This is a genomic window from Agathobaculum sp. TL06, from assembly GCF_054658635.1.
The window spans coordinates 20266-44660 of sequence record NZ_BAAGGY010000011.1; the positions used below are offsets into that span (position 1 = coordinate 20266).

The window sequence follows — 24395 nt, forward strand, 5'->3', positions numbered from 1 at the left end:
ATCTGCGCCGCGCGTTTGATGCGCGGCATACGGAGAAAATCGACAGGGAGGCTTTGGATGGACTGGAAGGAAGTCACAATCTATACCACAACGGCCGGTATCGGGCCGGTGGAGGCGCTCTTGGAGGAGCACGGCGTGGAAGGCTATGTGCTGGAGGACGCTGCGGATTTTGAGGAATTTTTGAAGGATACCGAGATATACTGGGATTATGTAGACGAGGATCTGGTGCGCGAAAAGCGCGCGCAGGAGACCTGCCTGAAAATATATCTGCCGGACAGCGGCGAGGGCGCGAAGCAGTACGCCGGCATCCGCGCATCGCTCGAAAGCCTGAAGGCGCGGGATGAGGCGCACGCCTGGGGCCGCCTGTGTACAGAAACCGCGCTGACCCGCCAGGAGGACTGGGAATGGGGCTGGAAGCAGTATTTCAAGCCTTTTCCGGTCGGCAGGAGCTTTCTCATCAAGCCCTCGTGGGAGAGGGTGGACGACGCGCAGGGGCGCCGGATTCTGGAAATCGATCCGGCTTCGAGCTTCGGCACGGGCAGCCATGACACGACCCAGCTCTGCATGGCCGCGCTGGAGCGGTACGTCAGGCCCGGGGACGCGCTGCTCGATATGGGGACCGGCTCGGGCATTTTGGCGATCGCGGCCGCGATGCTGGGCGCGGATGTGCGGACGGTGGTCGATATTGATGAAAACTGCCTGAAAACCGCGCGGGAGAACGCGGAAAAGAACCACGTCTCAATCGGCCGCGGCCTCTGCGGCGACGCGCTGCGCGACGCGGGCCTTGCGGAGGAGATCGGCGCGGGCTACCAGATTATCGTGGCGAACATCGTGGCGGACGTGATCATCGGCATGGCGCCGATGTTTGCGGGCAAGCTTGCGGCGGGCGGCGTGCTGATCTGCTCGGGCATCCTGAACGAGCGCGCGCCCGAAGTGGCCGCGGCGCTGGAACAAAACGGCTTTGTGATTTTATCGCGGGAAGAAAGCAAGGATTGGAGCGCTTTTGCCGCGAAAAAATGATTCACGGAATGTTCACTTGCCAAACGGCGGTTTTTTTGTTAGAATAGGAAAGGTTATTTGATTACCATGCCAAGATTCTTTGTTGACCGGCAGCCGGAAAACGGCCTGCTGGTTCTGCGGGGCGAGGATGCGCACCACGCAGGGCGCGTGCTGCGGCTGCGGCAGGGCGAGGCGCTCACGCTCTGCGACGGCGAAGGGACAGACTACGACTGCACGGTGGAGCAGATCGAAAAAGACGCGGTTCTATGCCGCGTGCGGGATCGCCATTCGGCGGTGACCGAGCCCAGGCAGCGGCTGACGCTGTTTATGGCGCTGCCCAAGGGCGATAAAATGGAATTTATCGTGCAGAAGGCGGTCGAGCTGGGTGTGAGCGAGATCGTACCCTATCTTTCCCAGAACTGTGTTTCGCGGCCGGACAAGACCGAAAAAAAGGTGGAGCGCTGGCAGAAGATCGCCGCGGAGGCCGCCAAGCAGTGCGGAAGAGGGCGGCTGCCCCGTGTGCGCGCGGTGGTAACGGTGGAGCAGGCGGTCGCACAGGCGGCGGAAAGCGAGACCGCGCTGTTCTTTTATGAAAACGAGAAAAAGACCGGCCTGCGGGACGCGCTCGCGGACGGTGTTGGCAGGACCGTATCGCTGATGATCGGGCCGGAGGGGGGCTTCGCCCCGGAAGAGGCCCAGGCCGCCGTCAGGGCAGGGCTGAGAAGTGTATCGCTCGGCACGCGGATCCTGCGATGTGAAACCGCGCCGGTTGCGGCGCTGGCCGCCGTTTTATATGCGGGCGGCAATATGTGAGTACAAAAAAGAGGGAGTGTAAGCATTGGCCAAAAGCAATGTGGGCAAAAAGCCAATCAGTGAGGAAGAATACACAACAAATAAGGTGTTAACCGTGTTCAGCATCTGCCTGCTCGGCGTTCTGGTGCTGATGGTGCTGCAGCGCCTGCTCAATTACGGAAGCACGGTCATGGCAGGATTCATGATGATCAAGATTCTGCTGGGAATCGGCATCGTCGGGGCGCTGTGGGGCATCTGGCTGCTGGCACGCGAGCTTTCCGGCAAACGCTCCGGTGCGCGCCGGCTGATCTGCGGGCGCAATGTGCTGATTGTGAGCATTGTGATCATCCTTTCCATGTCGGTCATCAACTATCTGGGCATCCAGCCGATCAAGGTGCTTTATGTGGTGCTTCCGGTGCTGGCAGTGTATTATCTGGTATATCATTCCTACGCGCCGGAATTTTTCCTGATTGCGGTGGATTCGGGCGTCGCGCTCGGCCTGATGTGGGTGGTACACCGTGCGCTCGCTTCGTCCAATTTCGGTTCGCTGGCCTATGCGGCGCTCGGCGCTATGGCCGTGCTGACGGTGATCCAGTTGATTTGCGTCTGGACGCTGCACGGGAAAAAGGGCAAATTCAAGTTCCGCGGCAAGACTGTTGATTTGCAGTTCAGCCGCAATGCGTATACGATGCTCACGGTGACCCCGCTGCTGATGACCGTTTTGGTGGCGGTTACCCTGTTCGTTCCCGCCTGCATGCTGGTTGCGCTGGGCGTGGGCGCGGCATATCTGTTCATTACAGCGGTATACTATACCGTTAAGCTGATGTGATTTTATATCCGGAACAAATTGCGGACGGCTGGGCCGTCCGCTTTGTTTTCTGGAAAGGGGGCGGCGCAAATTGACACGTTTCGGCAAGCTGTTGGCAGGCGCTGCGCTGTTTTGCGGCATCGCAGGCACGCTGCTGTATCCGCGGCTTTCCGCGCCGCGGGTGCAGAGCCCGTTCGAGGCAGCGGCGTTGCTGGAGCAGGCGGTCAGGGACGGCGGAGAGAGCGTGACGTTCCGCACGGAGGAGATCGATCTGGATGCGGTGTACAGCGCGTTGGAGGCGCGGTACCCCTATGCGTTTGCGCTGCACGCGACCACGCGGCCCAACCAGACGATCGAACTGCGGGTCGAGCTTTCGCGTCCCGCGCGGCAGGAGCAGGCCTGGTCGTACGCAAGGGCCTTGGCGGCGGAAACGGTGGACAGCGGCATGTCCGAGGAGCAGAAGCTGCGCGCCCTGCACGACGCCCTGGTCCGGCTATGCCAATATGATACGGATACAGCGGGCAAAGCGGCGCCTGACGGCGCGGCCGCGCCGTTTGCAGCGGACGGTGCGTTGCTCGACCACAAGGCTGTGTGCGCGGGCTACGGCCGCGCATACGGCATGCTGTGCGAAGCCGCCGGCCTGCGCGCGGTTTATGTCGCCTCGGAGGAGATGAACCATGGATGGAATGCGGTCCGGTTGGACGGGGAGACCTATTTTATCGACTGCACCTTTGACGATCCCGTGCCGGATCGGGGAGAATATGTATCCGACCAGTATTTCCTGCTGACGGCGGAGGAGCTTTCCAACACCCACCAATGGGACAGGGCGTTTTATGAGCAGGTATTGGATGGCCTGGAAAAAGAAAATTGAGGAAAAAGGCAAAAAACACTTGACAATACGACTTATTTGCCATATAATATTTATCGTCGCCAGCGAACGGGCGACGCAGGGAAAAGCGTATGGCGGTATAGCTTAGTTGGCTAGAGCGTTCGGTTCATACCCGAAAGGTCATTGGTTCAAGTCCAATTACCGCTACCATTTTCCCTTGGCCCGTTGGTCAAGCGGTTAAGACACCGCCCTTTCACGGCGGTAACGCGGGTTCGAGTCCCGCACGGGTCACCATATGGAAGTTTAGCTCAGCTGGGAGAGCATCTGCCTTACAAGCAGAGGGTCAGCGGTTCGAGCCCGTTAACTTCCACCAATAATTTAGCCCTGAATCTTGATGATTTGGGGCTTTTTTGTGTTTAAGCATAATTTTTGTTCCTGAATAAAAATGTGCTGTTTTTGTTTATATGCATTTTTATGTGTATTTACGAGTATTAAGTGTGTCACCTGATGTGTCCCTAATTATTGCGATCTTACCTTCTCTTTGGACGGCATAGAAAGATACGATCTTTTCGACGACGGCAGTAAATGATTCCTCAGACAGCTTTGTATAAACACGGCTTGCCATGCGTATATTCTTCTGTCCTAAAAATTCTTTTTGGGTATAATTGAGCCGCGATACGTTTCTGCTCCCATGTCTATATCCAGCGCATGAATAAAAAACCCGCATTTACCGTGTTGAGGTTACGCTGTGTGGGTTTCCGGCGGTTCAATACAGCGACTGGCTCGCTTTTTTTGCACGATACAGCCGTTCATTTCTGTAGTGCGGCTGTTAGCATCCGGTTTTTTCGAGTCAGGGAGTTTCAGCTACATCGACCAGTTGTGGCTTCTTTTCGCAGTAATAATTAAAGTAAAAACCACGGCGTTCTTTTTAAGAGAACGCCGTGGTTTTTCTATTTATCATAAGACCTATAACTCTGCACGTTTTGCTTCCCTTTTCTCATCCTGCACAGCCAGCAGGCCGCTGCCTGAACCGCATCCAACCGCGCAGAAGGCGAACACGGCGGGATGCACCGGCCATCAGGCGCTGATAGCCGGCGAAGCGTTTTCCATATGGAGGTAGTTATACAGCATATGGCACGCAGTCAAACGGCTGGCAGGGTCGTAAAGGCCATATTCGCGCAGGCCGTCGGTCAGGCCGAGCGCTTCCGCGGTTTCCAGCGCGCCCGCGCTTTCCACTTCCGCGGCGCAGCCCGCGCGGCGGCTCAGGATGGTGAGCGCTTGCCCCTCGGTTACCCAGCCGTCCGGATCGAAGCGCCCGCCGCCAACACCGTTGACGATGCCGAACTCCGCGGCCTTTTCAATTGCCTGCGCCGCCCAGTGCGCAGCCGGTACGTCGGAGAACGACCCTGCCTGTACGCCGGTCAGGTTCCAGTTCTCCGCGCGGGAGAGCAGGGCCACGAACTCGGCGCGGGTCACGCGGTCGTACAGGTGCAGGCTGCCATCCGCGTCGCCGCGCAGGATGTCTCTGTCGAGCAGGTATTGCACCTGGTCGTCCGGCACATAATCGCCCGCGTCCAGCACGCTGGGGTCGCGCGGAACAATAGTATCGTTGATTCGGGCGAGCCATTTGCGGCCGGTATCCCCATTCGGGGTGTCCGGCGTGAGATTGTATTCGTCCAGATACAGGTAGCCGTTGCCCAGCGATGTGATGCCGCCGATCTCGTCAGGGGCGATCACGACCTGCCCTTTGCCGTTTAGCAGCGCCGTCTCCCAGTCCCCAACCTGCACCGTCACATAAGCCTCATCCGCCGGAATCTGATAAAGGCCCATCGGTTGCCAGCGCGGCTCGACCAGCAGCTCACCGGTCCCCGTATCCATCATGCCGGTTTTTCCGTCCGTTTGCAGGAACACAAGGTCGCAGTATGAAATAAGCCCGCTGATCTCGTCATAAACCGGCTCGGCGATCACCCTGCCGTTTGAATCGATTATGCCGAGCTTGCCGTTTTGCTCTATCAGGATCCCTTTTCCCAGCGTGGTTCCGCACCGGCGTCCCTTATCCCAGCTTTGGCCGCCGAGCTGATTGCCGTCCAAGTCGAAAAAGGTCACCTTTTCTCCGGAAATGGCTGCAAGAACCGCGTCGGCGGGATTGCTTTTATCCAGCTGGCAGCAGCGTATGTTGTCATAAGCGAACGGGATAACCGTCCGGTTCTGCGGGTCGATAACACCGGTTCTTCCATCGCTTTTTCGGGTCACGATGGCAGCCTTGCCTGCGGCAAACCACGAGCCGGCCTGGTACTCGCCGTCCGTAATGATCCGTCCGGTTCCGTCGATGATCCGGCAGGTGTCTGTCTCGTCATCGTCGATCGAAAAGTACTGCCCGTCCTCGGTGAACACCTCCTCGTCCTGCCACGGCACCAGCAGGCTGTTGTCCATATCGATATAGCTGTATTTCAGGTCCTTGCCCACGGAGGCATATCCGCGAAAGAACGTACCCGCGTCGTCGTACTGCGGCGCAATCACGAGCTTGCCGTTATAATCGGCAAAGCCGTATTGGTTGTCCGTGCTGAGTACGGTCATCAGGCCTTCGCCATAGGATACCGACTTCCATTCCGGTTGGAGGATGATGTGTCCGTACCGGTCCACGACACCGACGCGGCCCTGCTGGAAGACGGTTATATAGCCGTCGTTGTTGCCGTTGCCGAATTCATTGCCGATCTTGCCGTACACCGCGGACAGCACAATGGTGCCGTCCAGCTTTTTCAGGCCGTATTTCCCATCCTGCTCAAACAGCATGGCCTCCGACTGGGGGAACCACTGGAACGAGTGCTCCCCTGTGACCTCCTTTAAGATGGTGTAATTGGGCGAGGGCGCGCGGTCCGCGGCGAGGGCGGGTGCGCCGGATGCGGCCAGCAGAGCGCCGGCTGCCAGCGCCGCGCTCCAAATGCGCAGTTGTTTTTTCATACTCTCAGTCTCCTTTCATCAGTATACGATCGCCGTGCCGGTAATCGTATGGTCGGTGTCGTTCGAGGACTGGATGACGACATCGTAGGTTTTCCCCGTATCCAGCCCCGGGAAAGACAGCGCCAGGGAAGGGTCGGCATTGACGGCGCCCGGCGTCTGTCCGGATACTGCGCCGGTTTCGGCGTCCACCACATTGACATACAGCCAGTCCGCGTATTCGCTGTCCAGATAGACGGTCACCAGGCCGTTTTCATCCGGTGTGACGGTAGCGACCGTTTGCTGCGCGCCGGTTTGGCCATCGACCGCGTAATCCGCGATCTGGTAGCTGCGCGACAGGTCGGCCGCCGGGCTGTCCGTATGCGCGGTCCGTCCGTCCCGCTCGGCGTTGACGCGGATGGTTTCCAGGCCGACGCCCGGCTTGAGGGGGAAATTGGCGGCATAGTTTCCGCGCTCCCCGTCCTGGGGCAGGTATTTGGTCTGCACGGTGGGAATGGCGCCGCCGGCCTGGGGCGCCGCCTCCGGCGCGGGCTGTGCGGCGGGTTCCGACGGCGGTTCCAGTTGGAGCGGCGCGGCAGAGGCCGCCTGCCGCGCGGGAGCGGAAGCGGCTGACGCGGGGGCGGGAGCCTCCGTCTGCTCCGGCTGCGCGGAGACAGGAGGGGCAGGCAGGCCGCTGGCCTGCAAAGGCGGCTCGCTCTCATCCGGCTGTCCGGACGGAGCCGCGGCTGGGGCAGGACGGGCGGGGACGGAAAGAACGGGTACCGCCGCGCGTGCGGTCACGCCAAGGCAGATGGAGCCGGCCGCGAACACAGCGGTCAGCAGGGTGCCGATGACGCGTGCGCCGCGCCGCGGATAGCGGTTCTGCTGGATAAGCGTCAGGCGCTTTTCGATCGCGCGGCGGCCCGCGCCCATGGCGGTAGTCACCGCGCGGCGGCAGCCGATGGAGGCGCTGAGCGTCCGCAGGATGGTCTGCATATACTGCCGCCGTTCGGCCGCGTCAAAATGCGCGGCAACGCTCTGGTCGCAGGACAGCTCGCACAGCAGGTTGAGCCGGCGCAGGATAAAGTGCGCCGCGGGGTTGAACCAGTGCAGCGAGCAGGCCAGCACCGCCAGCCATTTGTAGGCCAGGTCGTGCCGGCGGCAGTGGGTCAGCTCATGCGCGAAAATGAAGCGCAGGTCGCGGGCGGAGAACGTCGTGTCCGGCAGGACGATCACCGGACGGAACATCCCCGCAAGCAGAGGGGTGTCCACCGAAGCGGAGCGGTACAGCCGTATCCTGCGGCGCACGCCCTGCGCCGCCCGGCAGCGGTCGAGCAGTTCGCGCTCCGGCCCGTCGGCCAGCGGCACACCGCAGCGGGTTACACCGCGCAGCACGTCGCGGTACGCCAGCACGTTACGGAGCAGCAGGAGTGCGGCCACGGCCGCCCACAGCACGCCGGCAGGCAGCAGCCAGTCCGGAGCCGCGGCCGCGTGCGCCTGCGGCAGAACGCCGGCCGCATCCGGCACGGCCGGCGCGGGCAGGGTGGACGGAAGCAGCGCGCGCGCCGCCCCCTCTGCGGGGGGAGAGGGGAGCGGGAGCAGCGGCGCGGCCAAAAGGACCAGCAGCAGCGGAAGCCAGCTGTAGTACTGCCATTTCACGCCCAGCGTCCGGCCTGCGGTGAGCTGGAGCAGCCCGAGCGCAAGCACGGCGCCCGCGCCGGCCAGCGAAACCGCGCAGCAGCGTAGGAACAGGGTTTGCAGCATTTGGGTTTCCCTCCTTTACCGTTAACGGTCCAGATCAAACATGCGGCGCAGCTTTTCCACGTCCTCCGGCGTCAGCTCGCGGCTGTCGCACAGCGCTGCGATCATGCTGCGCACCGACCCGCCGTGCAGCTTTTCGACGAAGCGGCCGGTTTCCTGCGCTTTATAGGCGCTTTCGTCGATGGCGGGAGAGTAGTAATAGGCTTTGCCGCGTTTTTCGTACCGCACCGCGCCCTTTTCCACCAGCCGCCCGAGCAGCGTGGTGACGGTGGGGTATTTCCAGCCGGTGTCCAGCCGGCCGAACACCTCGGATGAGGACAGCGCTTCGCTGCTGTGCCACAGGAGGTTCATGATCTCCAGTTCCGTGTCCGAGATGCGCAGTCCGTCTTTTTTCATGTGATTCACCTCCAATAGATAAATTACAGATGTAATTTTAATATTAGATTACAACTGTAATTGACGTTTGTCAAGGGGGGATGTGAAAAAAGCCGCGCGGCCACCGGGGACGCTGGCGTGGCCGCAAAACGCCGGACGGTCTGGAGGCCCTGCGCGGCGGAGAAAAATAGCAAAGCCGCCGGCGCGGCCTTGAACGGTGCGCGCGGCTATGCTATAATACAACCAGCTTCTTCCGGCCGTACTGCGGCGCGGATACAAAGGGGTGCCTGCCCGTTCTCCGGCAGGATAATAGGGAAAGAGGTGCGATTCCTCTGCGGTCCCGCCGCTGTAAGGGCAGAGTCCGCCGCCAGACGAGAGCCACTGGGTCACCCCGGGAAGGCCGGCGGGACGGATGATGACGCCCAAGCCAGAATACCTGCCCTTTTTGGATGGAAGCGCATGGCGGTTACGAGCGATAGCCGGTGTGCGGAAAGCCTGCTTTCACCAAGGGGGAAGTGGGCGTTCTACGCCGGTCCGATGCGTGGGAAGCATCCGGATGCGGCGTTTTTTAACTGCGGCCCCAGTGGGGGCGGCAGGAAAGGAGAAATCAAATGACAGACAAACGAAAACCGGTCCGTATCACGGCGCGCGCGGCATTGCCTGGCTGCGCCCTGCCGGCTGCGGGCTGTTTTGCCCGCAAGCGGGCGGCTGCGCGCGGGCAGGGACGGGAAATATAAAAGGAAAGCAGGGCGGGAGGTGGATACCGCTCTGCTTTCCTTGCCTTTTATCAGGAATGCTTTGCGGAAAGAAGGGCTGTCCGTGCGGGAAAATACCATAGTGTACAGCGGCGGGCAGGCGCTGCGGCGCGGCTGGACGACCGGCTCGTGCGCGGCGGCGGCCGCGCAGGCGGCCGCGCTGCTGCTGCTGACCGGACAGGCGCCCGCGGTGATCCGGCTGGAAACGCCGGGCGGGGTGCTGTTTTCCCTGCCGGTCGAGGAACCGCATATGCAAGGCGGGACGGCGGTCTGCACGGTGCGCAAGGACGCGGGCGACGACCCTGACGTTACCAACGGCGTGCGCATTTCGGCGGCGGTGCGCCGCGCGGCTGGCGGCGTCACGATCGACGGCGGCGCGGGCGTGGGACGGGTGACAAAGCCCGGCCTTTCCGTGCCGGTGGGCGAGGCGGCGATCAACCCGGGGCCGCGCGCGCAGATTGCGGCGGCGGTTGCCCGCGCCGCGCGGGAAGCGGGTTATGCGGGCGGCTTTTCGGTTATCCTTTCTGCAGAAAACGGCGCGGCGCTGGCGGAACAGACCTACAACGGGCATCTGGGCGTGGTGGGGGGTATCTCCATCCTGGGTACGAGCGGCATTGTGGAGCCCATGAGCGAAAAGGCGCTGGTCGATACCATCCGGCTTGAGCTGGACAGCCTGTACGCGCAGGGACAGCGCATCGCGTTCCTGTGTCCGGGAAACTACGGCGCGGATTTTGCGCGGGACACGCTGGGCCTGGAGCTGGGGCGCGCGGTCAAATGCTCGAATTTTATCGGGGAGGCGCTCGACCACGCGGTTTACCGCGGCTATCCGGATATCCTGCTGGTCGGCCATGCGGGCAAGCTGGTCAAGCTGGCGGCCGGGGTGATGAACACCCACTCCTCGGTCGCGGACGGGCGGCAGGAGATCTTCACCGCGCATGCGGCGCTGTGCGGGGCGGGACAGGATACGCTCGCGGCGCTGATGGAGGCGGTCTCGGTGGATGCGTGCGTCGCGGCGCTGGACAGGGCCGGCCTGCGGGAGCCGGTGCTCGCCCGCATTGGCAAAGCGATGGAGGAACGGCTTGCGCGGCGGCTGAAACAGCGGGCGCATGGGGCGTTTATCATGTTTACAGGACAATACGGCGTGCTGGCGGAATCGCCGGACGCGCGGCACCTGTGCGGAAAGCTGAGGGAGGATGTATGAGCAAAGGAAAGCTGTACGGCGTGGGCGTGGGGCCGGGCAACCCCGAACTGCTGACTGTCAAAGCGGTGCGTGTGATTCAGGAAAGCGACGTGGTGGCTGTGCCGCAGGCGGGCGCGGGCGAGCAGGCCGCGCTGGCGATCGCGGCAGAGTATATCGGGGACAAGCCGGTGCTTCACTGCGATATGCCGATGACGCGCGACCGCGCGGCGCGGGACGCCAGCCATAATCGCGCCGCGGACGCCATCTGCGCTTTGCTGGATGAGGGGAAAACGGTTGCGTTCCTCACCCTGGGCGACCCGTCCGTGTACTCAACCTGCTGGTATGTCCACCGGCGCGTCGCCGCGCGGGGGTATGCGGTGGAAATGGTACCCGGCGTCCCCTCGTTCTGTGCGGCGGCGGCCGCGCTCGGCTGCGCGCTGTGCGAGGACGGCGAGATGCTGCACATCATTCCCGCGTCGCACGGCGCATTGGACGCGGCGCTCGACCTGCCGGGCGGCAAGGTGCTGATGAAGGCGGGAAAAGCCATACTCGAGGTGCGCGACCGGCTGGCCGCGCGCGACGCGCTGCAGAACGCGGCGCTCGTTGAGCGGTGCGGCATGAAGGGCGAGCGCATCGTGTCCGATCTGGATACGCTGGACGGCCCGACCGGATATTTTTCCATCATTCTGGTCAAGGAGGATAAGGCATGATCTATTTTGTCGGCGCGGGCGCGGGAGCGCCCGACCTGATTACCGTGCGCGGTGCGCGCCTGCTGGGCGAGGCGGATGTCATCGTTTATGCCGGCTCGTTGGTCAACCCCGCGCTGCTGGACTATAAAAAGCCGGGCTGCGCGGTGTACGACAGCGCGAGGATGACGCTCGAGGAGGTGATCGCGGTGATGGCGCCCGCGGCGCGGGCGGGCCGGACCGTCGTGCGCCTGCACACGGGCGACCCGTGCGTGTACGGCGCGCACCGCGAGCAGATGGACGCGCTCGACCGCCTGGGGCTGGACTATGAAGTCTGCCCGGGCGTATCCTCGTTCTGCGGCGCGGCGGCGGCGCTTCGCGCCGAGTACACCCTGCCGAACGTCAGCCAGACGGTTATCCTGACCCGCATGGAAGGGCGCACGCCCGTGCCGGAAAGCGAGCGGATCGAAGCCCTTGCCGCGCACGGTGCGACCATGGTGATTTTCCTGTCGGCGGGGCAGCTCGAAAAGCTGTCCCAGCGGCTGCTCGCGGGCGGCTATGCGCCCGACACGCCGGCGGCGATCGTCTACAAGGCGACCTGGCCGGATGAGCGGGTCGTCCGCACCACGGTGGCGGGGCTGGCCGAGGCCGGCGCGCGCGCCGGCATCACCAAAACCGCGCTCATCACGGTCGGCGGCTTTCTGGGGGAGGAGTACGACCGCTCTCGGCTGTACGATCCGTCGTTCGCCACGGGCTTCCGCGAGGCGAGCCGATGAAGCACGCGAAGCTGGTGTCCTTTACCGCCGCCGGAGCGCAGACCGCGGCGCGGTGCGCGGCGCTCCTGCCGGATTTCCGCTGCGAGCAGTATGCCCGCACGATTGACCTTTCGCTGTCCGGCACGAGCCTTGCGCGCTTTGCGCAGCAGGCGATGGTGGACTGCGACATGATCGTGTTCGTGGGCGCGGCGGGCATCGCGGTGCGCGCGGTCGCACCGTACCTGATGGGAAAAGCGTACGATCCGGCGGTCATCGTGATCGACGAGGCGGGAAGGTTCGTCATCCCGCTCCTGTCCGGCCACCTCGGCGGTGCGAACGCGCTGGCCGAGTGCCTGGCGGACGGTCTTGGCGCGCAGGCGGTCGTCACCACCGCGACCGACGGGCGCGAGGTGTTCGCGGTGGATAGCTGGGCCAGGGCGCACGGCTGTGTGGTGGTGGACCCACAGCATATCAAATATGTGTCCGGCGCATTGCTGCGCGGCGAGACGGTGGGTGTGCGGTCGGATTTTCCGGTGGACGGGCGGCTGCCCGCGCACATCAGCCTGCAGGCCGAGGCGGAGAGCGGCTTCGCGATCGGTTATGACACAAAGGCCGCGCCGTTCGCGCATACCCTACACTTGGTACCGCGCCTTGTGCATATCGGCATCGGCTGCCGGCGGGGTACGCCCGTGGAACGGATCGAGGCGGCGGTGCGGGCGGCGCTGGACGCGGCGGGCGTGCCGCGCAGCGCGGTATGCGGCGCGGCGAGCATCGATGTGAAACGGGACGAGCCGGGGCTGCTGCTGTTCAGCGCGCAGGCTGGCCTGCCGCTTGCGTTCTTTTCCGCGGAGGAGCTGCGGCGGACGGCGGGGGACTTCACCCCGTCCGCCTTTGTCGAGCAGGCCGTGGGGGTGGACAACGTGTGCGAGCGGGCGGCGGTGTGCGCGGCGGGCGGCGGGCGGCTGCTGTGCCGCAAGACCGCACGGGACGGCGTGACCGTGGCGCTCGCGGAGCGGCCGTGGCGCGCGCGGTTTGACGGATAAGACGAGATGGGGAGGACTGCTGTTGTGGAGCTGAGGATGGCGGGCATTGACTTTGTCCATGCGCCGATCGAAAAACGGGAGGGCGTGTCGTTTGTGCGCGGTCGGGTGCAGGCGCTTTTGCCGCGCATCGCGGCGGCGGAGGGCGTGGCGGGCTGCGTGCTGCTCGCGACCTGCAACCGCACCGAGCTGTACCTGCACGGGTCGGCCGGCGCCCCGCCCGACCCGCTGGCGGTGCTGGCGCGCGCGGCGGGCTTTGACGCGGCGGCGTACCATCCGCTGAGCGTTTCCCGCGCGGGACGGGAGGCGGCGCGCCACCTGTTTTCGGTCGCGGCGGGGCTGGAAAGCCAGATCTTCGGCGACGACCAGATCATCTCCCAGGTGCGGGAGGCGGCAGCGCTCGCGCGCGAAGCGCGGACCGCGGACAGCGTGCTGGACACCCTGTTCCGGCATGCGGTCACAGCGGGCAAGCGCGTGCGCGCAGAGACACGGCTCACCGGCGTACCCGCGTCCGCGGCGGAGGCCGGCGCGCGGCGCGCGGAAGGGTTTTTCGGCTCGCTCGCGGGCCGGCGCGCGGTCGTGATCGGCAACGGGGAGATCGGCCGGCTGGCCGCGGCCGCGCTGCGTGCGCGCGGCTGCATGGTGACGGTGACGCTGCGCAGCTACCGCCACGGTGAAACCGTTGTCCCCGCGGGGTGCGGCACCTGGCCGTATGATGCGCGGTGCGAGGCGCTCGAGGGCGCGGACCTTGCGGTGAGCGCAACGGCAAGCCCGCATTTCACCCTGACCGCTGCGCAGGTGGCGGCGATGGTCCGGCCGCCGCGCCTGCTGCTCGACCTGGCCATGCCGCGCGATATCGAGCAGGCGGTGGGACAGGACGGGCGCGTGACACTGCTCAATCTGGACGATTTGGGCGATCTGGGCGACCATAACGCGACGGCGCGCGCTGCCGCCGCGCACATCCTGGAGGAAGAGGAGCGGGCGTTTTACGAGTGGCACGCCTACCGGCAGGCGCTGCCCCTGATTGCCGCGGTCAAGGATACCGCGCTCGACCGCCTGCGCTTCGACCACGCCTACGGCGCCCTGTGCGTGGACGGAGATATGGACGGCCTGGCCGAGCTGGCGGTGAACAAGACCGTCGACCTGCTGCTGGGCGGCATGAAGGACAAGGTGGACGCCGAAACCATGCGGGCGTGCCTGGCGCATATCAGAAAGGGGAGCGGCAGATGAAGCTGTATTGTATCGGGATCGGGCCGGGCGGCGCGGAGCAGATGACGCTGCGCGCGGTGCGCGCGCTGGAGAAGTGCGACTGCGTGGCGGGCTATGGGCTGTACCTAGACCTGATCGCGGAGCTGATCGAGGGAAAGGAGCGCATCCAGACCGGCATGACAAAGGAGGTTGACCGCTGCACCGCGGCGCGCGACGCGGCGCGGGCGGGCAGGACGGTCGCGGTCGTCTCGTCCGGAGACGCGGGCGTGTATGGGATGGCCGGCCTGCTGCTCGAGGTGTGCGGGGACGATCCGGCGATCGAGGTTGAGGTGATCCCCGGCGTCACGGCAGCCTGCGCGGGCGGCGCGGCGCTGGGCGCGCCGCTGACCGGCGACTTTGCGTGCGTGTCGCTCTCCGACCTGCTCACCCCGTGGGAGGTCATTGAAAAGCGGCTACGCGGCGCGGCGGCGGGCGATTTCTGCATCGCGCTCTATAACCCCGGCAGCAAAACGCGCGCCGGCCATCTGCGCCGCGCCTGCGATATCCTGCTCGAGACCCTGCCGCCGGAAACCGTGTGCGGTCTGGCGCGCAGCGTCGGCCGCGCGGGCGAAAGCCATACGCTGACCACGCTGGGCGTGCTGCGGGACACCGCGGCCGATATGCTGACCACGGTGTTCATCGGCAACAGCCGCACGCGCGTGGTGAACGGCCGCATGGTCACGCCGCGGGGGTATCGGGGCGTATGAGGCTGGCTGTCTTTTCCGGCACGAGCGAGGGGCATGCGCTCTGCCGTTTTCTGTCCGCGCGCGGCGCGGCGGCGGACGTGTACGTTGCCACCGAATACGGCGCGGCGGTCATGGAGCCGATGCCCGGCGTCGCCGTGCATGAGGGGCGGCTGGACGCGGACGGGATCGCAGCGCTGCTGGACGCGGAAACGCTGCTGGTGGATGCGACGCACCCTTACGCCGCCGCCGTGACCGATAATCTGCGCGCGGCGTGCGCCAGGACCGGCGCACAGTATGAACGCCTGCTCCGGCCTGCGCTGGACGCGGCGGGCGTGGCCGCCGTACCCGATACGGCGGCGGCGGTCGCGTGGCTGAACGCGCACCCGGGCAAGGTGCTGCTGACCACCGGCAGCAAGGAGCTGGAAGCGTACACCGCAGTCGAGGGCTGGCGGGAGCGCCTGTATCCGCGCGTGCTGCCCAGCGTGCCGGTGCTGGAAAAATGCGCGGCGCTCGGTTTTGCGGGCGCGCACATCATCGCCATGCAGGGGCCGTTTTCGCGGGAGATAAACGCCGCCCTGCTGCGGCAGACCGGCGCGACCATCCTGGTCACCAAGGATACCGGCGCGTCCGGCGGGTTCGCGGAAAAGCTGTCCGCCGCGCGCGAGACCGGCGCGACTGTGCTGGTCGTGGCGCGCCCGTGCGCGGAAACCGGCCGCACGCTGGAGGAGATGCAGGCGTATCTGGCGGGCAGGCTCGGGCTGGCCGGACCCGATCGGACGCAGGGGGAGAGCCTGCCGCGCTTTCCTCTGTTCGTATCGCTTGCGGGCAAAACCTGCGTGGTGTTCGGCGCGGGCAGGATCGCCGCGCGGCGCATCGGCGTTCTCAGGCGGTTCGGCGCGCGGGTCGTCACCGTCGCGCCCGAGGATCGGGCGGGCGTGGGCCTGACCCACTGCCGCGGCTATGAGAAAAGCGATCTTTCGGGGGCTTTTCTGGCAGTCGCGGCGACGGACGACCGGACGGTCAACCGCCGCATCGCGCGGGACTGCGCGGAACGGGATATCCCGTGCAGCGTGGCCGACTGCGCGGCGGCGTCCACCTTTTTCTTTCCCGCCGTCTGCGAGGGCGGCGGGCTGACCGCGGGCGTGGTGTCGGACGGGGCGGCGCACGGCAAAACGGCTGCGGCGGCAAAGCGCATCCGCGCGGTATTGGAGGAATTCGATGATTAAAGTAGGAAGCCGTGACAGCCGCCTCGCGGTCGTGCAGGCCGAGGAGGTCTGCCGGGCGCTGGGCGACTGCGAACTCGTCACGATGAAAACGACGGGCGACATGGTGCTCGACAAGACGCTCGACCAGGTCGGCGGCAAGGGGCTGTTCGTCAAGGAGCTTGACCGCGCGCTGGCCCAGGGGCGCATCGACCTGGCGGTACACAGCCTGAAGGATGTGCCGATGGAACAGCCGGCGGGGCTGCCGCTGATCGCGTATACCCGCCGCGCGGACGCGCGGGACGCGCTGGTGCTGCCGCAGGGCGGCACGTGGGACAAAGCAAAGCCCATCGGCTGCGCATCGGCGCGGCGGCGCGTGCAGCTTGCGGCGCTGTTTCCGGAGATTGCGGTCAAGCCGGTGCGCGGCAACGTGCAGACGCGGCTGCAAAAGCTCGACAGCGGCGAATACGGCGCGCTCGTGCTCGCCGCGGCGGGGCTGCACCGTCTGGGGCTGCAGGACCGTATCACGCGGTATTTTTCACCCGACGAGCTGCTGCCCGCGGCAGGGCAGGGCATTCTGGCCGTGCAGGGCCGCGCGGGAGAGCTGGAGGACGCGGCGCGCCTGCTGGACGACGCGGACGCGCGCGTTTGCGCGCTGGCCGAACGGGCGTTCATCCGCACGCTCGGCGGGGGATGCTTCGCGCCGGTGGCGGCCTATGCCGAGGCCGAAGGGGCGTATCTCCATCTGCGCGGGCTGTATGTCACCGCGGACGAGCGGACCGTGGTGCGCGGCGCGGTGACAGGGCGGCGGGAGCAGGCCGCGTCGCTCGGCCGCTCGCTCGCCCTGCAGCTTCGGACACAGGCGGAGGGAATGGTATGACAGGAACAGTAACGCTGGTCGGCGCGGGTCCGGGCGGACGCGGGCTGCTCACGCTTGCGGGCGCGGAGGCGATCGCCCAAGCGGACGCGGTCGTATACGACCGGCTGGTGGACGGCAGCGTGCTCGACCTGCTCCCGCCGCACACCGTGCGCGTGGACGTGGGTAAGGAGAGCGGGCGGCATCCCGTGCCGCAGGGTCAGATCAACGAGATACTGGTACGGCTGGCGCGGCAGGGCAAAACCGTCGTGCGGCTCAAGGGCGGGGACTGCTACCTGTTCGGCCGCGGCGGCGAGGAGTGCGAATACCTGCGGGAAAACGGCGTGCCGTTCCGCGTGATCCCAGGGGTGACGAGCGCGCTCGCCGCGCCCGCGTTTGCGGGCATTCCGGTCACGCACCGCGACTGCTGCTCGTCCGTGCATATCGTCACCGCGCATGCGCGCGCGGGCAGGCCGCTCAAAATCGACTTTGCGAGCCTGGTCCGGCTGGACGGCACGCTGGTCTTTCTCATGGGGCTGGCCGCGCTCGAACAGGTGACGGACGGCTTGCTGGCCGCCGGCATCGCGCCCGATATGCCCGCCGCCGTAATTGAAAACGGCGCGCGTGGCATCCAGCGCAAGGTGGTGGCGGCGGTCGCCGATTTGGCGGACCGAGTGCGCGCGGCGGGGCTTCGCAGCCCAGCGCTCATCGTTGTGGGCAGGGTGTGCGGCCTGAGCGATACGCTCGACTGGTTCACGCCCCTGCCGCTGCACGGGAAGACCGTGGTCGTGACGCGGCCGCGCGGGCGGGCGGGAACGCTCGCCGCGCGCCTGCGCGCGCTGGGCGCGGAGGTGGTCGAAGCGCCGTGCATCGAGACGGTCGAGCGCACGGACACACGGCCGCTGGCGGACGCGCTCGCCCAGCGCCACGACTGGGCGGTGTTCACCAGTCCGGCGGGCATGCAGGCGGCGGTACACGCGCTCCGCGCGCTCGGCCGCGACCTGCGCGCGCTGTACGGGATGAAGCTGGCCGCCATTGGCCGCGGCACGGCGGACGCGCTCGCGGACTGCGGCCTGACCGCCGACCTCCTCCCCGCGCAGTACGACGGGGCGAATCTCGCGGACGCGCTGATCGGCGCGATGCCGCAGGGCGGCGCGGCGCTGCTGCTGCGCGCGGCACAGGGCGGGCGGCTGCTGCCCGAAAAGCTCGCCGCCGCAGGCGTGCGCGTGACCGACGTGCCGCTGTATGACACCGTGTACCGCTGTGAGAAGGCGGACGCCATACGCGCCCTGCTGGAACAGGGCGCGGCGGACGTTGTGACATTTACCAGCGCGTCCACGGTCGAGGGCTTTGTGCAGGCGGTGGGCGCGGCGGGCTGCGCCGGCTTTACCGCGCTGTGCATCGGCGGGCAGACCGCACAGGCCGCCCGCCGGTATGGGATGAACGTAAAGGTCGCGGCAAACGCGACGATAGAGGATATGATCGCCTGTTTATTGGAGGGAGTATAAGAATATGTTTGACCAAACCATCCGTCCCCGCCGCCTGCGCGCGTCGGATAACCTGCGCCGGCTGGTGCGCGAAACGCGCATTTCCCCCGAAAGCCTGATCTGGCCGGTGTTCGTGATCGAAGGGGAGGGCATTTATGAGGAGATCCCCTCCCTGCCCGGCCAGTACCACTATTCGCCCGACCAGCTTGGGCGCATGGTCGAGCGGGCGCACGCGCACGGCGTGTCCCGCGTCATCCTGTTCGGCCTGCCCGCGCATAAGGATGAGCGCGGCTCGTCCGCATGGGATGAAAACGGCGTGGTCCAGCAGGGCATCCGCAAAATCAAGGCGCTCGCCCCTGAAATGTATATCGTCACCGACGTGTGCATGTGCGAGTATACCTCGCACGGGCATTGCGGCATTCTGTGCGGCCATGACGTGGACAATGACAAAACGCTCGAGGTGCTGGCGAAAACGGCGGTCAGCCATGTGCGCGCGGGCGCGGACATGGTCGCGCCGAGCGATATGATGGACGGCCGCGTCGCGGCCATCCGCAGGGCGCTGGATGAGAACGGCTTTGTCCATGTACCCATCCTGTCCTATGCCGCCAAATACGCGTCGTCCTTTTACGGGCCGTTTCGGGAGGCGGCAGGCTCCGCGCCCGCGTTCGGCGACCGGCGCTCCTACCAGATGGACCCGCACAACGGCCGCGAGGCCATGCGCGAATGCGCGCTCGATGTAGCCGAGGGCGCGGATATTCTGATGATCAAGCCCGCCATGCCCTATCTCGACCTGGTGTGCCGGTGCAGGCAGCGGTTCGACCTGCCGGTCGCGGCGTATCAGGTGTCCGGCGAATACGCGATGATAAAAGCGGCGGCAAAGGCCGGCCTGATCGACGAATACGGCGTGATGTGCGAGAGCGCGGTGAGTATCTACCGCGCGGGCGCGGACATCCTGATTACCTATTACGCGCCCGAGCTGGCGGACGCGATCCGGAAAGGGGATATCGGCTGATGACCAGATCGGAGGAATGGTTTGAACGCGCGCAAAAGGTGCTGCCCGGCGGGGTCAACTCGCCCGTGCGCGCGTTCCGCGCGGTGGGCGGCAGGCCGCGCTTTATCGTCAAGGGCCTGGGCAGTCATGTGCTGGACGAGGACGGGCTGGAATACATCGACTATGTCGGCTCCTGGGGGCCGATGGTGCTCGGCCACAGCCATCCGGATATCCTGAAAGCGGTGTACGACCGCATGGTGTGCGGCCTGTCCTTCGGCGCGCCGACCGCCCTCGAGGTCGAGATGGCCGAAAAGATGATCGGGATGGTGCCGCACATCGAGATGGTGCGCATGGTCAACAGCGGCACCGAGGCGGTGATGAGCGCGGTGCGTCTGGCGCGCGGCGCGACTGGACGGGACAAGCTGATCAAGTTCGAGGGCTGCTACCACGGCCATTCGGACGCGATGCTGGTCGGCGCGGGCAGCGGCGCGCTCACGCAGGGCGAGCCGGATTCCAGGGGTGTCACGCGCGGCGCGGCGCAGGATACGCTGATGGCGCAGTACAACGACCTTGCCTCGGTCGAGCGCCTGCTGGACGCCAACCCGAATCAGGTCGCGGCGGTGATCGTTGAGCCGGTTGCGGCAAATATGGGCGTCGTCCCGCCGAAGGACGGCTTTTTGCAGGGCTTGCGCCGCCTGTGCGACAAGCACGGCAGCCTGCTGATTTTTGACGAGGTCATCACCGGATTCCGCCTGGCGGCGGGCGGTGCGCAGGAATATTTCGGCGTGCGCGCCGACCTGGTCACGTTCGGCAAGATCATCGGCGGCGGCATGCCGGTCGGCGCATACGCGGGCAGCCGCGCGCTGATGGAGCAGGTCGCACCCTGCGGGCCGGTGTATCAGGCGGGTACGCTGTCCGGCAATCCGGTCGCGATGGCGGCGGGACTGGCGCAGCTTACGATATTGACCGACCATCCCGAGGTGTACACGGTGATGGAGACCGGAGCGCAGTATATCGCCAACCACCTGCGCGAGAGCGCGAAAAGGCATGGCGTGGCCCTGCGGGTCAACCAGATCGGTTCGCTGCTGTGTCCGTATTTTACAGAGCAGCCAGTGGACTGCTTTGCCGCCGCGCAGGAAAGCGATACGAAATTATACGCAAAGTATTTTAATGAGATGTTATTGCGCGGCGTGTATCTTGCGCCCAGCCAGTTCGAGGCCATGTTCGTCTCCTCGGCGCACACGCAGAACGACCTGGCCTGCACGGTGCAGGCGGCGGAGGAGAGTATCGCTGCGTTCGCATAGGGGCTTCAAAAGCACCCGATACGAAAAGACGTTCCAACATTCCGGTTGCAAAGAGGTGTTTTATGTCCCGCACATTCTATATTGTCGGCGCGGGGATGGGCGCGCCAGACGGGCTGACCGGCGAAGCCCGACGCGCGCTGGACGCATCCGACGCGGTGTTCGCCACCGCGCGGCTGGCGGCGGTGTGCGGCCGCGCGGCGGTCTGTCCATTCGACCGGCTGGCGGCGCAGGCTGTCGCGGCGGGTGCGCAGACCGCCGCCGTGCTGGTGTCGGGCGACGTGGGCTTTTTCAGCGCCGCCGCGCGGCTGCGCGGACAGCTTGCGCCGCACGGCGCGGTGCGGCTGGTCCCCGGCCTGTCCAGCCTGCAGTATTTCTGCGCGAAGCTGGGCGCGCCGTATGACGATGTGTGCGTGCGCAGCCTGCACGGCCGCGCGGGCAGCATCCTCGGCGCGGTGAGCTACCACAAAAAGACCTTTGTTCTCACGGGCGGCGCGCAGGCCGCGCCCATCGTGTGCCAAACGCTTGCGGACGCGGGCCTGGGCGGCCTGACCGTACACCTGGGCGAAAACCTCGGCGCGGCGGATGAGCGCATCGAGAGCGGTACGGCGGCGGCGCTGGCGGGCAAGCCCTGCGGCGGCCTGGCTGTGCTGCTGATCGAGCATCCGGACGCGGCAAACGCCCGCGAGCCGGTGCACGACGCGATGCTGGCGCGCGGGGACGTACCCATGACCAAGGAGGAGGTGCGCTGGGTGTCCGTATCCAAGCTCGCGGTGCAGCCGCGCGACACCGTGTGGGACGTGGGCGCAGGCACGGGCGCGGTGACGCTTGAGCTGGCGCGGCGCGCGTCCGACGGGCTGGTGTACGCGGTCGAGCGGAGCGCGGACGCGGTAAAGCTGCTCGGGGAAAACCGCCGCAGGCTCGGCGGGTATAACGTGCGCATCATCGAGGGCGCGGCGCCGGCGGCGCTCGAAGCCCTGCCCGCGCCCGACTGCGTGTTCGTCGGCGGGAGCGGCGGCGCGGTGCGGCGCATTTTGCAAGCCGCAAAGCGTAAAAATCCGGCTGTGCGCGTAGCAGTCAACGCCATCGCGCTGGAAACGCTGCACGCGGCGCAGGACGCGCTGGCGGAGCTGGGTTTTGCGGAGGTCGAGGTCGTCCAGCTCGCCGCTGCGCGCGGCCGGGCGGTCGGACCGTATACCATGATGACCGCGAACAATCCGGTTTTTATCCTGTCGGGGAAAGGGGACGGCCATGCAGAATAATGCGCCCCGCCTGCTGCTGGCGGGTACCGGCTCGGGCTGCGGCAAGACCACCGTGACCAGCGCGCTGCTGCGCGCGTTCCAGCGGCGCGGTGTGCCGCTGGCGGCCTTCAAGTGCGGGCCGGATTACATCGACCCCATGTTCCACACTGCCGCGCTCGGCGTGCCGAGCCGCAACCTCGACCTGTTTTTTGCAGAGGAGGCAGCGGTGCGCGGCCAGCTTGCGCGGCACACCCCGCCGGACGGGCTGGGGGTGATCGAGGGCGTCATGGGCTTTTATGACGGCGTGCTGGACGGATCGGGCGCGACCGACCGCGCCTCGGCGGCGCACCTCGCGCGCGCGACCGATACGCCCGCCGTGCTCATCGTGCGGCCGGAGGGGCAGTCGCTTTCCCTGGCCGCGGTGCTGCGGGGCTTTCGGGACTTTGCGCCCAATACCCTGCGCGGCGTGCTGCTGAATGGGGTATCACAGGCGATGTATCCGTTTTACAAGGCGGTTGCCGAGCAGGCGGGCCTGCGGGTCTATGGCTTTCTGCCGTCTGTGCCGGAAGCGGAGGTCCCGAGCCGCCATCTCGGCCTGCTGACCGCGGACGAGGTCAGCGGGCTGCGCGGCAAGCTCGACCGTCTCGCGGACGCGGCCGAACAGGGCGTTGACCTCGACGGGCTGCTGGCCCTCGCGCGTTCCGCGCCGCCGCTCACGGAGGAACGCGCGCGGCCCGTCCCAGCCGTGGACAGGCCGGTGCGCATCGCGGTCGCGCGCGACCGCGCGTTCTGCTTTTATTATGCGGATAATCTGGATATCCTGCGCGCGCTCGGCGCGGAGCTGGTCGAATTTTCGCCGCTCACGGACGAAAAGCTGCCCGGGGCGGCCGACGGCCTGTACCTCGGCGGGGGCTACCCCGAGCTGTACGCGGAAAAACTCGCCGCCAACCGCACCATGCGGGACAGCATCCGCGCGGCGGTGCAGGGCGGCCTGCCCACGGTGGCGGAGTGCGGCGGCTTTTTGTACCTGCACCGCACGCTGAACGGCCGTCCAATGGCCGGCGTGCTGGACGCGGACGCGCGCATGACGGAAAAGCTCCAGCCGTTCGGCTATGTGACGCTGACCGCCCAGCGGGACAACCTGCTGTGCCGCGCGGGGGAGGCCCTGCGCGCGCACGAGTTCCACTATGCGCGGTCGGACGATGTCGGGAGCGCGTTCCGCGCGGAAAAGCCGAACGGCCGCGCGTGGGACTGTATTCATGCGTCGGAGACGCTGTACGCGGGCTTTCCGCATCTGTATTTCGGGGCGGCTATCCCGCTCGCGGAAAATTTTGTGCGCAAATGCGCAGAATGGAGGGACAGGAGATGACGCTGGAACAAACGATCGCCGCGGTCAGGCCACTGTGCGGGGAGAGCATGGATGCGGCGCGCCGCCGCTTTTCCGATATCGCCATGCCGCTCGGCAGCCTCGGGCTGCTGCAGGAGGCGGTGGTGCAGCTGGCGGGCATCCAGCGCACGGCGCGGCCGGAAATCGGCCGGCGCGCCGTGGTGGTGTTCTGCGCGGACAACGGCGTGGTCGCGGAGGGCGTGACCCAGTGCGGGCAGGAGGTCACGGCCGTGGTGACCGAAAACATGGGGCGCGGGCAGTCCACCGTCTGCCTGATGGCGCGGCGGATCGGCATGGATGCGTTTCCCGTCGATATCGGCGTGGCGCGCGACGTGCAGGGCGACCGCATCCTGCGGCGCAAGGTGCGGTACGGCACGGCGGACCTGCTGGAACAGCCCGCCATGACGCGGGAGGAGGCGGTGCGCGCGGTGGAGACCGGCATCAGCCTGGCGCAGCAGTGCGCAGCGGACGGATACCGCCTGCTGTGCGGCGGCGAAATGGGCATCGGCAACACCACGACCAGCACGGCCGTGACCGCCGCGCTCACCGGCGCGGATGTGTATACGGTCACCGGACGCGGCGCGGGCCTGTCCTCCGCGGGCCTGTCGCGCAAGGTGTGCGTGATTCAGACCGCGCTCGCCCTGCACCAGCCGGATCCGGACGACCCGATCGACGTGCTGCACAAGGTCGGCGGGCTGGATATCGCGGGGCTGGCGGGGCTGTACCTCGGCGCGGCGGCCTGCGGTCTGCCCGCTGTGCTGGACGGGGTGATCTCGTGTGCGGCGGCGCTGCTCGCCGTGCGGCTGTGTCCCGCGGCGGGCGATTACCTGATCGCGGCGCACTGGCCGGAGGAGCCGGCGGGAAAGCTCCTGCTGGAGCGGCTGGGAAAAACGCCGATGATCGCGGCCGGCCTGCGGCTGGGCGAGGGGACGGGCGCGGTCGCGGCGGTCAGCCTGCTCGACCTGACGCTGGCGGCGTACGACGGTATGGTCAGCTTCGCGGAAACCGGCATCGAAGCCTATACGCCGCAGGTGTGAGGACGGCGGGCCGGTCCATCCGGCAGGGAGAAAGGAGCGTTT

The 24395-nt window shown here is 66.2% G+C and carries 22 protein-coding genes, 3 tRNA genes and 1 riboswitch; of the genes, 22 read left to right on the plus strand and 3 right to left on the minus strand.

What is annotated here, in order from left to right; translation table 11 throughout:
• Nucleotides 1-57: 57 nt before the first annotated feature.
• The 7 genes from prmA to ACYQ3S_RS07940 all read left to right on the plus strand — a co-directional run bounded on the left by prmA (nt 58) and on the right by ACYQ3S_RS07940 (nt 3801).
• Nucleotides 58-1020, plus strand: coding sequence for a 50S ribosomal protein L11 methyltransferase (gene prmA / locus ACYQ3S_RS07910; RefSeq protein WP_459688348.1), 963 nt, complete (start codon nt 58-60; stop codon nt 1018-1020).
• 66 nt (nt 1021-1086) lie between these two features.
• Entirely contained in the window at nt 1087-1812 is a 726-nt protein-coding gene (locus ACYQ3S_RS07915; protein WP_459688349.1) for a 16S rRNA (uracil(1498)-N(3))-methyltransferase, read from the plus strand.
• A 25-nt stretch (nt 1813-1837) separates the two neighbouring features.
• Nucleotides 1838-2620 carry a hypothetical protein gene (locus tag ACYQ3S_RS07920; protein WP_459688350.1) on the plus strand — a complete coding sequence of 261 codons (783 nt, stop codon included), beginning with the start codon at nt 1838-1840 and terminating at the stop codon, nt 2618-2620.
• Nucleotides 2621-2690: 70 nt separating this feature from the next.
• A complete protein-coding gene (locus ACYQ3S_RS07925; protein ID WP_459688351.1) occupies nt 2691-3470 on the plus strand; it encodes a transglutaminase domain-containing protein in 780 nt (259 codons plus the stop codon).
• Between the two features lie 91 nt (nt 3471-3561).
• Nucleotides 3562-3638, plus strand: a tRNA-Met gene (locus ACYQ3S_RS07930).
• A gap of 9 nt (nt 3639-3647) precedes the next feature.
• Nucleotides 3648-3722: transfer RNA gene (locus ACYQ3S_RS07935), tRNA-Glu, on the plus strand.
• Between the two features lie 3 nt (nt 3723-3725).
• Nucleotides 3726-3801 (plus strand) — tRNA-Val (locus ACYQ3S_RS07940).
• Between the two features lie 704 nt (nt 3802-4505).
• Here ACYQ3S_RS07940 and ACYQ3S_RS07945 read toward each other — a convergent pair.
• The 3 genes from ACYQ3S_RS07945 to ACYQ3S_RS07955 are packed head-to-tail and all read right to left on the minus strand — an operon-like array spanning nt 4506 to nt 8522.
• On the minus strand, nt 4506-6389 hold the full coding sequence (locus ACYQ3S_RS07945; protein ID WP_459688353.1) for a WG repeat-containing protein: 1884 nt from the start codon (nt 6387-6389) through the stop codon (nt 4506-4508).
• An 18-nt stretch (nt 6390-6407) separates the two neighbouring features.
• A complete protein-coding gene (locus ACYQ3S_RS07950) occupies nt 6408-8129 on the minus strand; it encodes a M56 family metallopeptidase (RefSeq protein ID WP_459688355.1) in 1722 nt (573 codons plus the stop codon).
• A 21-nt stretch (nt 8130-8150) separates the two neighbouring features.
• Nucleotides 8151-8522 carry a BlaI/MecI/CopY family transcriptional regulator gene (locus ACYQ3S_RS07955; RefSeq protein ID WP_459688356.1) on the minus strand — a complete coding sequence of 124 codons (372 nt, stop codon included), beginning with the start codon at nt 8520-8522 and terminating at the stop codon, nt 8151-8153.
• 243 nt (nt 8523-8765) lie between these two features.
• Nucleotides 8766-8959, plus strand: a riboswitch (cobalamin riboswitch).
• A 153-nt stretch (nt 8960-9112) separates the two neighbouring features.
• On the opposite strand from ACYQ3S_RS07955, the gene ACYQ3S_RS07960 reads away from it, so the two are divergent.
• The 15 genes from ACYQ3S_RS07960 to cobT all read left to right on the plus strand — a co-directional run bounded on the left by ACYQ3S_RS07960 (nt 9113) and on the right by cobT (nt 24353).
• Nucleotides 9113-9238 (plus strand): hypothetical protein, encoded by a 126-nt coding sequence (locus ACYQ3S_RS07960; RefSeq protein ID WP_459688358.1) that lies wholly within the window; start codon nt 9113-9115, stop codon nt 9236-9238.
• Between the two features lie 82 nt (nt 9239-9320).
• Complete coding sequence (gene cbiD, locus ACYQ3S_RS07965; RefSeq protein WP_459688359.1) at nt 9321-10457, plus strand: cobalt-precorrin-5B (C(1))-methyltransferase CbiD; 1137 nt, start codon at nt 9321-9323, stop codon at nt 10455-10457.
• Nucleotides 10454-11146, plus strand: coding sequence for a precorrin-2 C(20)-methyltransferase (gene cobI / locus ACYQ3S_RS07970; RefSeq protein WP_459688360.1), 693 nt, complete (start codon nt 10454-10456; stop codon nt 11144-11146). Before cbiD ends, cobI begins: the two co-directional genes overlap by 4 nt.
• Nucleotides 11143-11898, plus strand: a complete 756-nt coding sequence (gene cobM / locus ACYQ3S_RS07975) for a precorrin-4 C(11)-methyltransferase (protein WP_459688362.1) — start codon at nt 11143-11145, stop codon at nt 11896-11898. Before cobI ends, cobM begins: the two co-directional genes overlap by 4 nt.
• Entirely contained in the window at nt 11895-12920 is a 1026-nt protein-coding gene (locus ACYQ3S_RS07980) for a cobalt-precorrin 5A hydrolase (RefSeq protein WP_459688364.1), read from the plus strand. Before cobM ends, ACYQ3S_RS07980 begins: the two co-directional genes overlap by 4 nt.
• Nucleotides 12921-12944: 24 nt before the next feature.
• The gene (gene hemA, locus ACYQ3S_RS07985; protein WP_459688365.1) at nt 12945-14147 is read left to right on the plus strand and encodes a glutamyl-tRNA reductase; all 1203 of its coding nucleotides are present in this window, start codon (nt 12945-12947) and stop codon (nt 14145-14147) included.
• Complete coding sequence (gene cobJ / locus ACYQ3S_RS07990; protein ID WP_459688367.1) at nt 14144-14872, plus strand: precorrin-3B C(17)-methyltransferase; 729 nt, start codon at nt 14144-14146, stop codon at nt 14870-14872. Before hemA ends, cobJ begins: the two co-directional genes overlap by 4 nt.
• Entirely contained in the window at nt 14869-16077 is a 1209-nt protein-coding gene (gene cobK / locus ACYQ3S_RS07995) for a precorrin-6A reductase (RefSeq protein ID WP_459688368.1), read from the plus strand. The genes cobJ and cobK overlap by 4 nt, the downstream gene beginning before the upstream one ends.
• Nucleotides 16070-16933: a hydroxymethylbilane synthase gene (hemC, locus tag ACYQ3S_RS08000; protein WP_459688369.1), complete on the plus strand. Its 864-nt coding sequence runs from the start codon at nt 16070-16072 to the stop codon at nt 16931-16933. The genes cobK and hemC overlap by 8 nt, the downstream gene beginning before the upstream one ends.
• Nucleotides 16930-18417, plus strand: coding sequence for a uroporphyrinogen-III C-methyltransferase (gene cobA, locus ACYQ3S_RS08005; RefSeq protein ID WP_459688370.1), 1488 nt, complete (start codon nt 16930-16932; stop codon nt 18415-18417). Before hemC ends, cobA begins: the two co-directional genes overlap by 4 nt.
• A 4-nt stretch (nt 18418-18421) precedes the next feature.
• Nucleotides 18422-19408, plus strand: coding sequence for a porphobilinogen synthase (gene hemB / locus ACYQ3S_RS08010; protein ID WP_459688371.1), 987 nt, complete (start codon nt 18422-18424; stop codon nt 19406-19408).
• A complete protein-coding gene (hemL, locus tag ACYQ3S_RS08015; RefSeq protein ID WP_459688373.1) occupies nt 19408-20691 on the plus strand; it encodes a glutamate-1-semialdehyde 2,1-aminomutase in 1284 nt (427 codons plus the stop codon). Before hemB ends, hemL begins: the two co-directional genes overlap by 1 nt.
• 62 nt (nt 20692-20753) lie before the next feature.
• Complete coding sequence (gene cbiT, locus ACYQ3S_RS08020; protein ID WP_459688374.1) at nt 20754-21950, plus strand: precorrin-6Y C5,15-methyltransferase (decarboxylating) subunit CbiT; 1197 nt, start codon at nt 20754-20756, stop codon at nt 21948-21950.
• Entirely contained in the window at nt 21940-23298 is a 1359-nt protein-coding gene (locus ACYQ3S_RS08025) for a cobyrinate a,c-diamide synthase (RefSeq protein WP_459688375.1), read from the plus strand. Before cbiT ends, ACYQ3S_RS08025 begins: the two co-directional genes overlap by 11 nt.
• Nucleotides 23295-24353 carry a nicotinate-nucleotide--dimethylbenzimidazole phosphoribosyltransferase gene (gene cobT / locus ACYQ3S_RS08030; RefSeq protein WP_459688376.1) on the plus strand — a complete coding sequence of 353 codons (1059 nt, stop codon included), beginning with the start codon at nt 23295-23297 and terminating at the stop codon, nt 24351-24353. Before ACYQ3S_RS08025 ends, cobT begins: the two co-directional genes overlap by 4 nt.
• Nucleotides 24354-24395: the final 42 nt, after the last annotated feature.

Bases quoted from the DNA above. Each gene is read 5' to 3' on its own strand.
- prmA (WP_459688348.1), top strand. From the start codon at position 58: ATGGACTGGAAGGAAGTCACAATCTATACCACAACGGCCGGTATCGGG.
- ACYQ3S_RS07915 (WP_459688349.1), top strand. From the start codon at position 1,087: ATGCCAAGATTCTTTGTTGACCGGCAGCCGGAAAACGGCCTGCTGGTT.
- ACYQ3S_RS07945 (WP_459688353.1), bottom strand. From the start codon at position 6,389: ATGAAAAAACAACTGCGCATTTGGAGCGCGGCGCTGGCAGCCGGCGCT.
- ACYQ3S_RS07950 (WP_459688355.1), bottom strand. From the start codon at position 8,129: ATGCTGCAAACCCTGTTCCTACGCTGCTGCGCGGTTTCGCTGGCCGGC.
- ACYQ3S_RS07955 (WP_459688356.1), bottom strand. From the start codon at position 8,522: ATGAAAAAAGACGGACTGCGCATCTCGGACACGGAACTGGAGATCATG.
- ACYQ3S_RS07960 (WP_459688358.1), top strand. From the start codon at position 9,113: ATGACAGACAAACGAAAACCGGTCCGTATCACGGCGCGCGCGGCATTG.
- cobI (WP_459688360.1), top strand. From the start codon at position 10,454: ATGAGCAAAGGAAAGCTGTACGGCGTGGGCGTGGGGCCGGGCAACCCC.
- cobM (WP_459688362.1), top strand. From the start codon at position 11,143: ATGATCTATTTTGTCGGCGCGGGCGCGGGAGCGCCCGACCTGATTACC.
- ACYQ3S_RS07980 (WP_459688364.1), top strand. From the start codon at position 11,895: ATGAAGCACGCGAAGCTGGTGTCCTTTACCGCCGCCGGAGCGCAGACC.
- cobJ (WP_459688367.1), top strand. From the start codon at position 14,144: ATGAAGCTGTATTGTATCGGGATCGGGCCGGGCGGCGCGGAGCAGATG.
- cobK (WP_459688368.1), top strand. From the start codon at position 14,869: ATGAGGCTGGCTGTCTTTTCCGGCACGAGCGAGGGGCATGCGCTCTGC.
- hemC (WP_459688369.1), top strand. From the start codon at position 16,070: ATGATTAAAGTAGGAAGCCGTGACAGCCGCCTCGCGGTCGTGCAGGCC.
- cobA (WP_459688370.1), top strand. From the start codon at position 16,930: ATGACAGGAACAGTAACGCTGGTCGGCGCGGGTCCGGGCGGACGCGGG.
- hemB (WP_459688371.1), top strand. From the start codon at position 18,422: ATGTTTGACCAAACCATCCGTCCCCGCCGCCTGCGCGCGTCGGATAAC.
- hemL (WP_459688373.1), top strand. From the start codon at position 19,408: ATGACCAGATCGGAGGAATGGTTTGAACGCGCGCAAAAGGTGCTGCCC.
- cbiT (WP_459688374.1), top strand. From the start codon at position 20,754: ATGTCCCGCACATTCTATATTGTCGGCGCGGGGATGGGCGCGCCAGAC.
- ACYQ3S_RS08025 (WP_459688375.1), top strand. From the start codon at position 21,940: ATGCAGAATAATGCGCCCCGCCTGCTGCTGGCGGGTACCGGCTCGGGC.
- cobT (WP_459688376.1), top strand. From the start codon at position 23,295: ATGACGCTGGAACAAACGATCGCCGCGGTCAGGCCACTGTGCGGGGAG.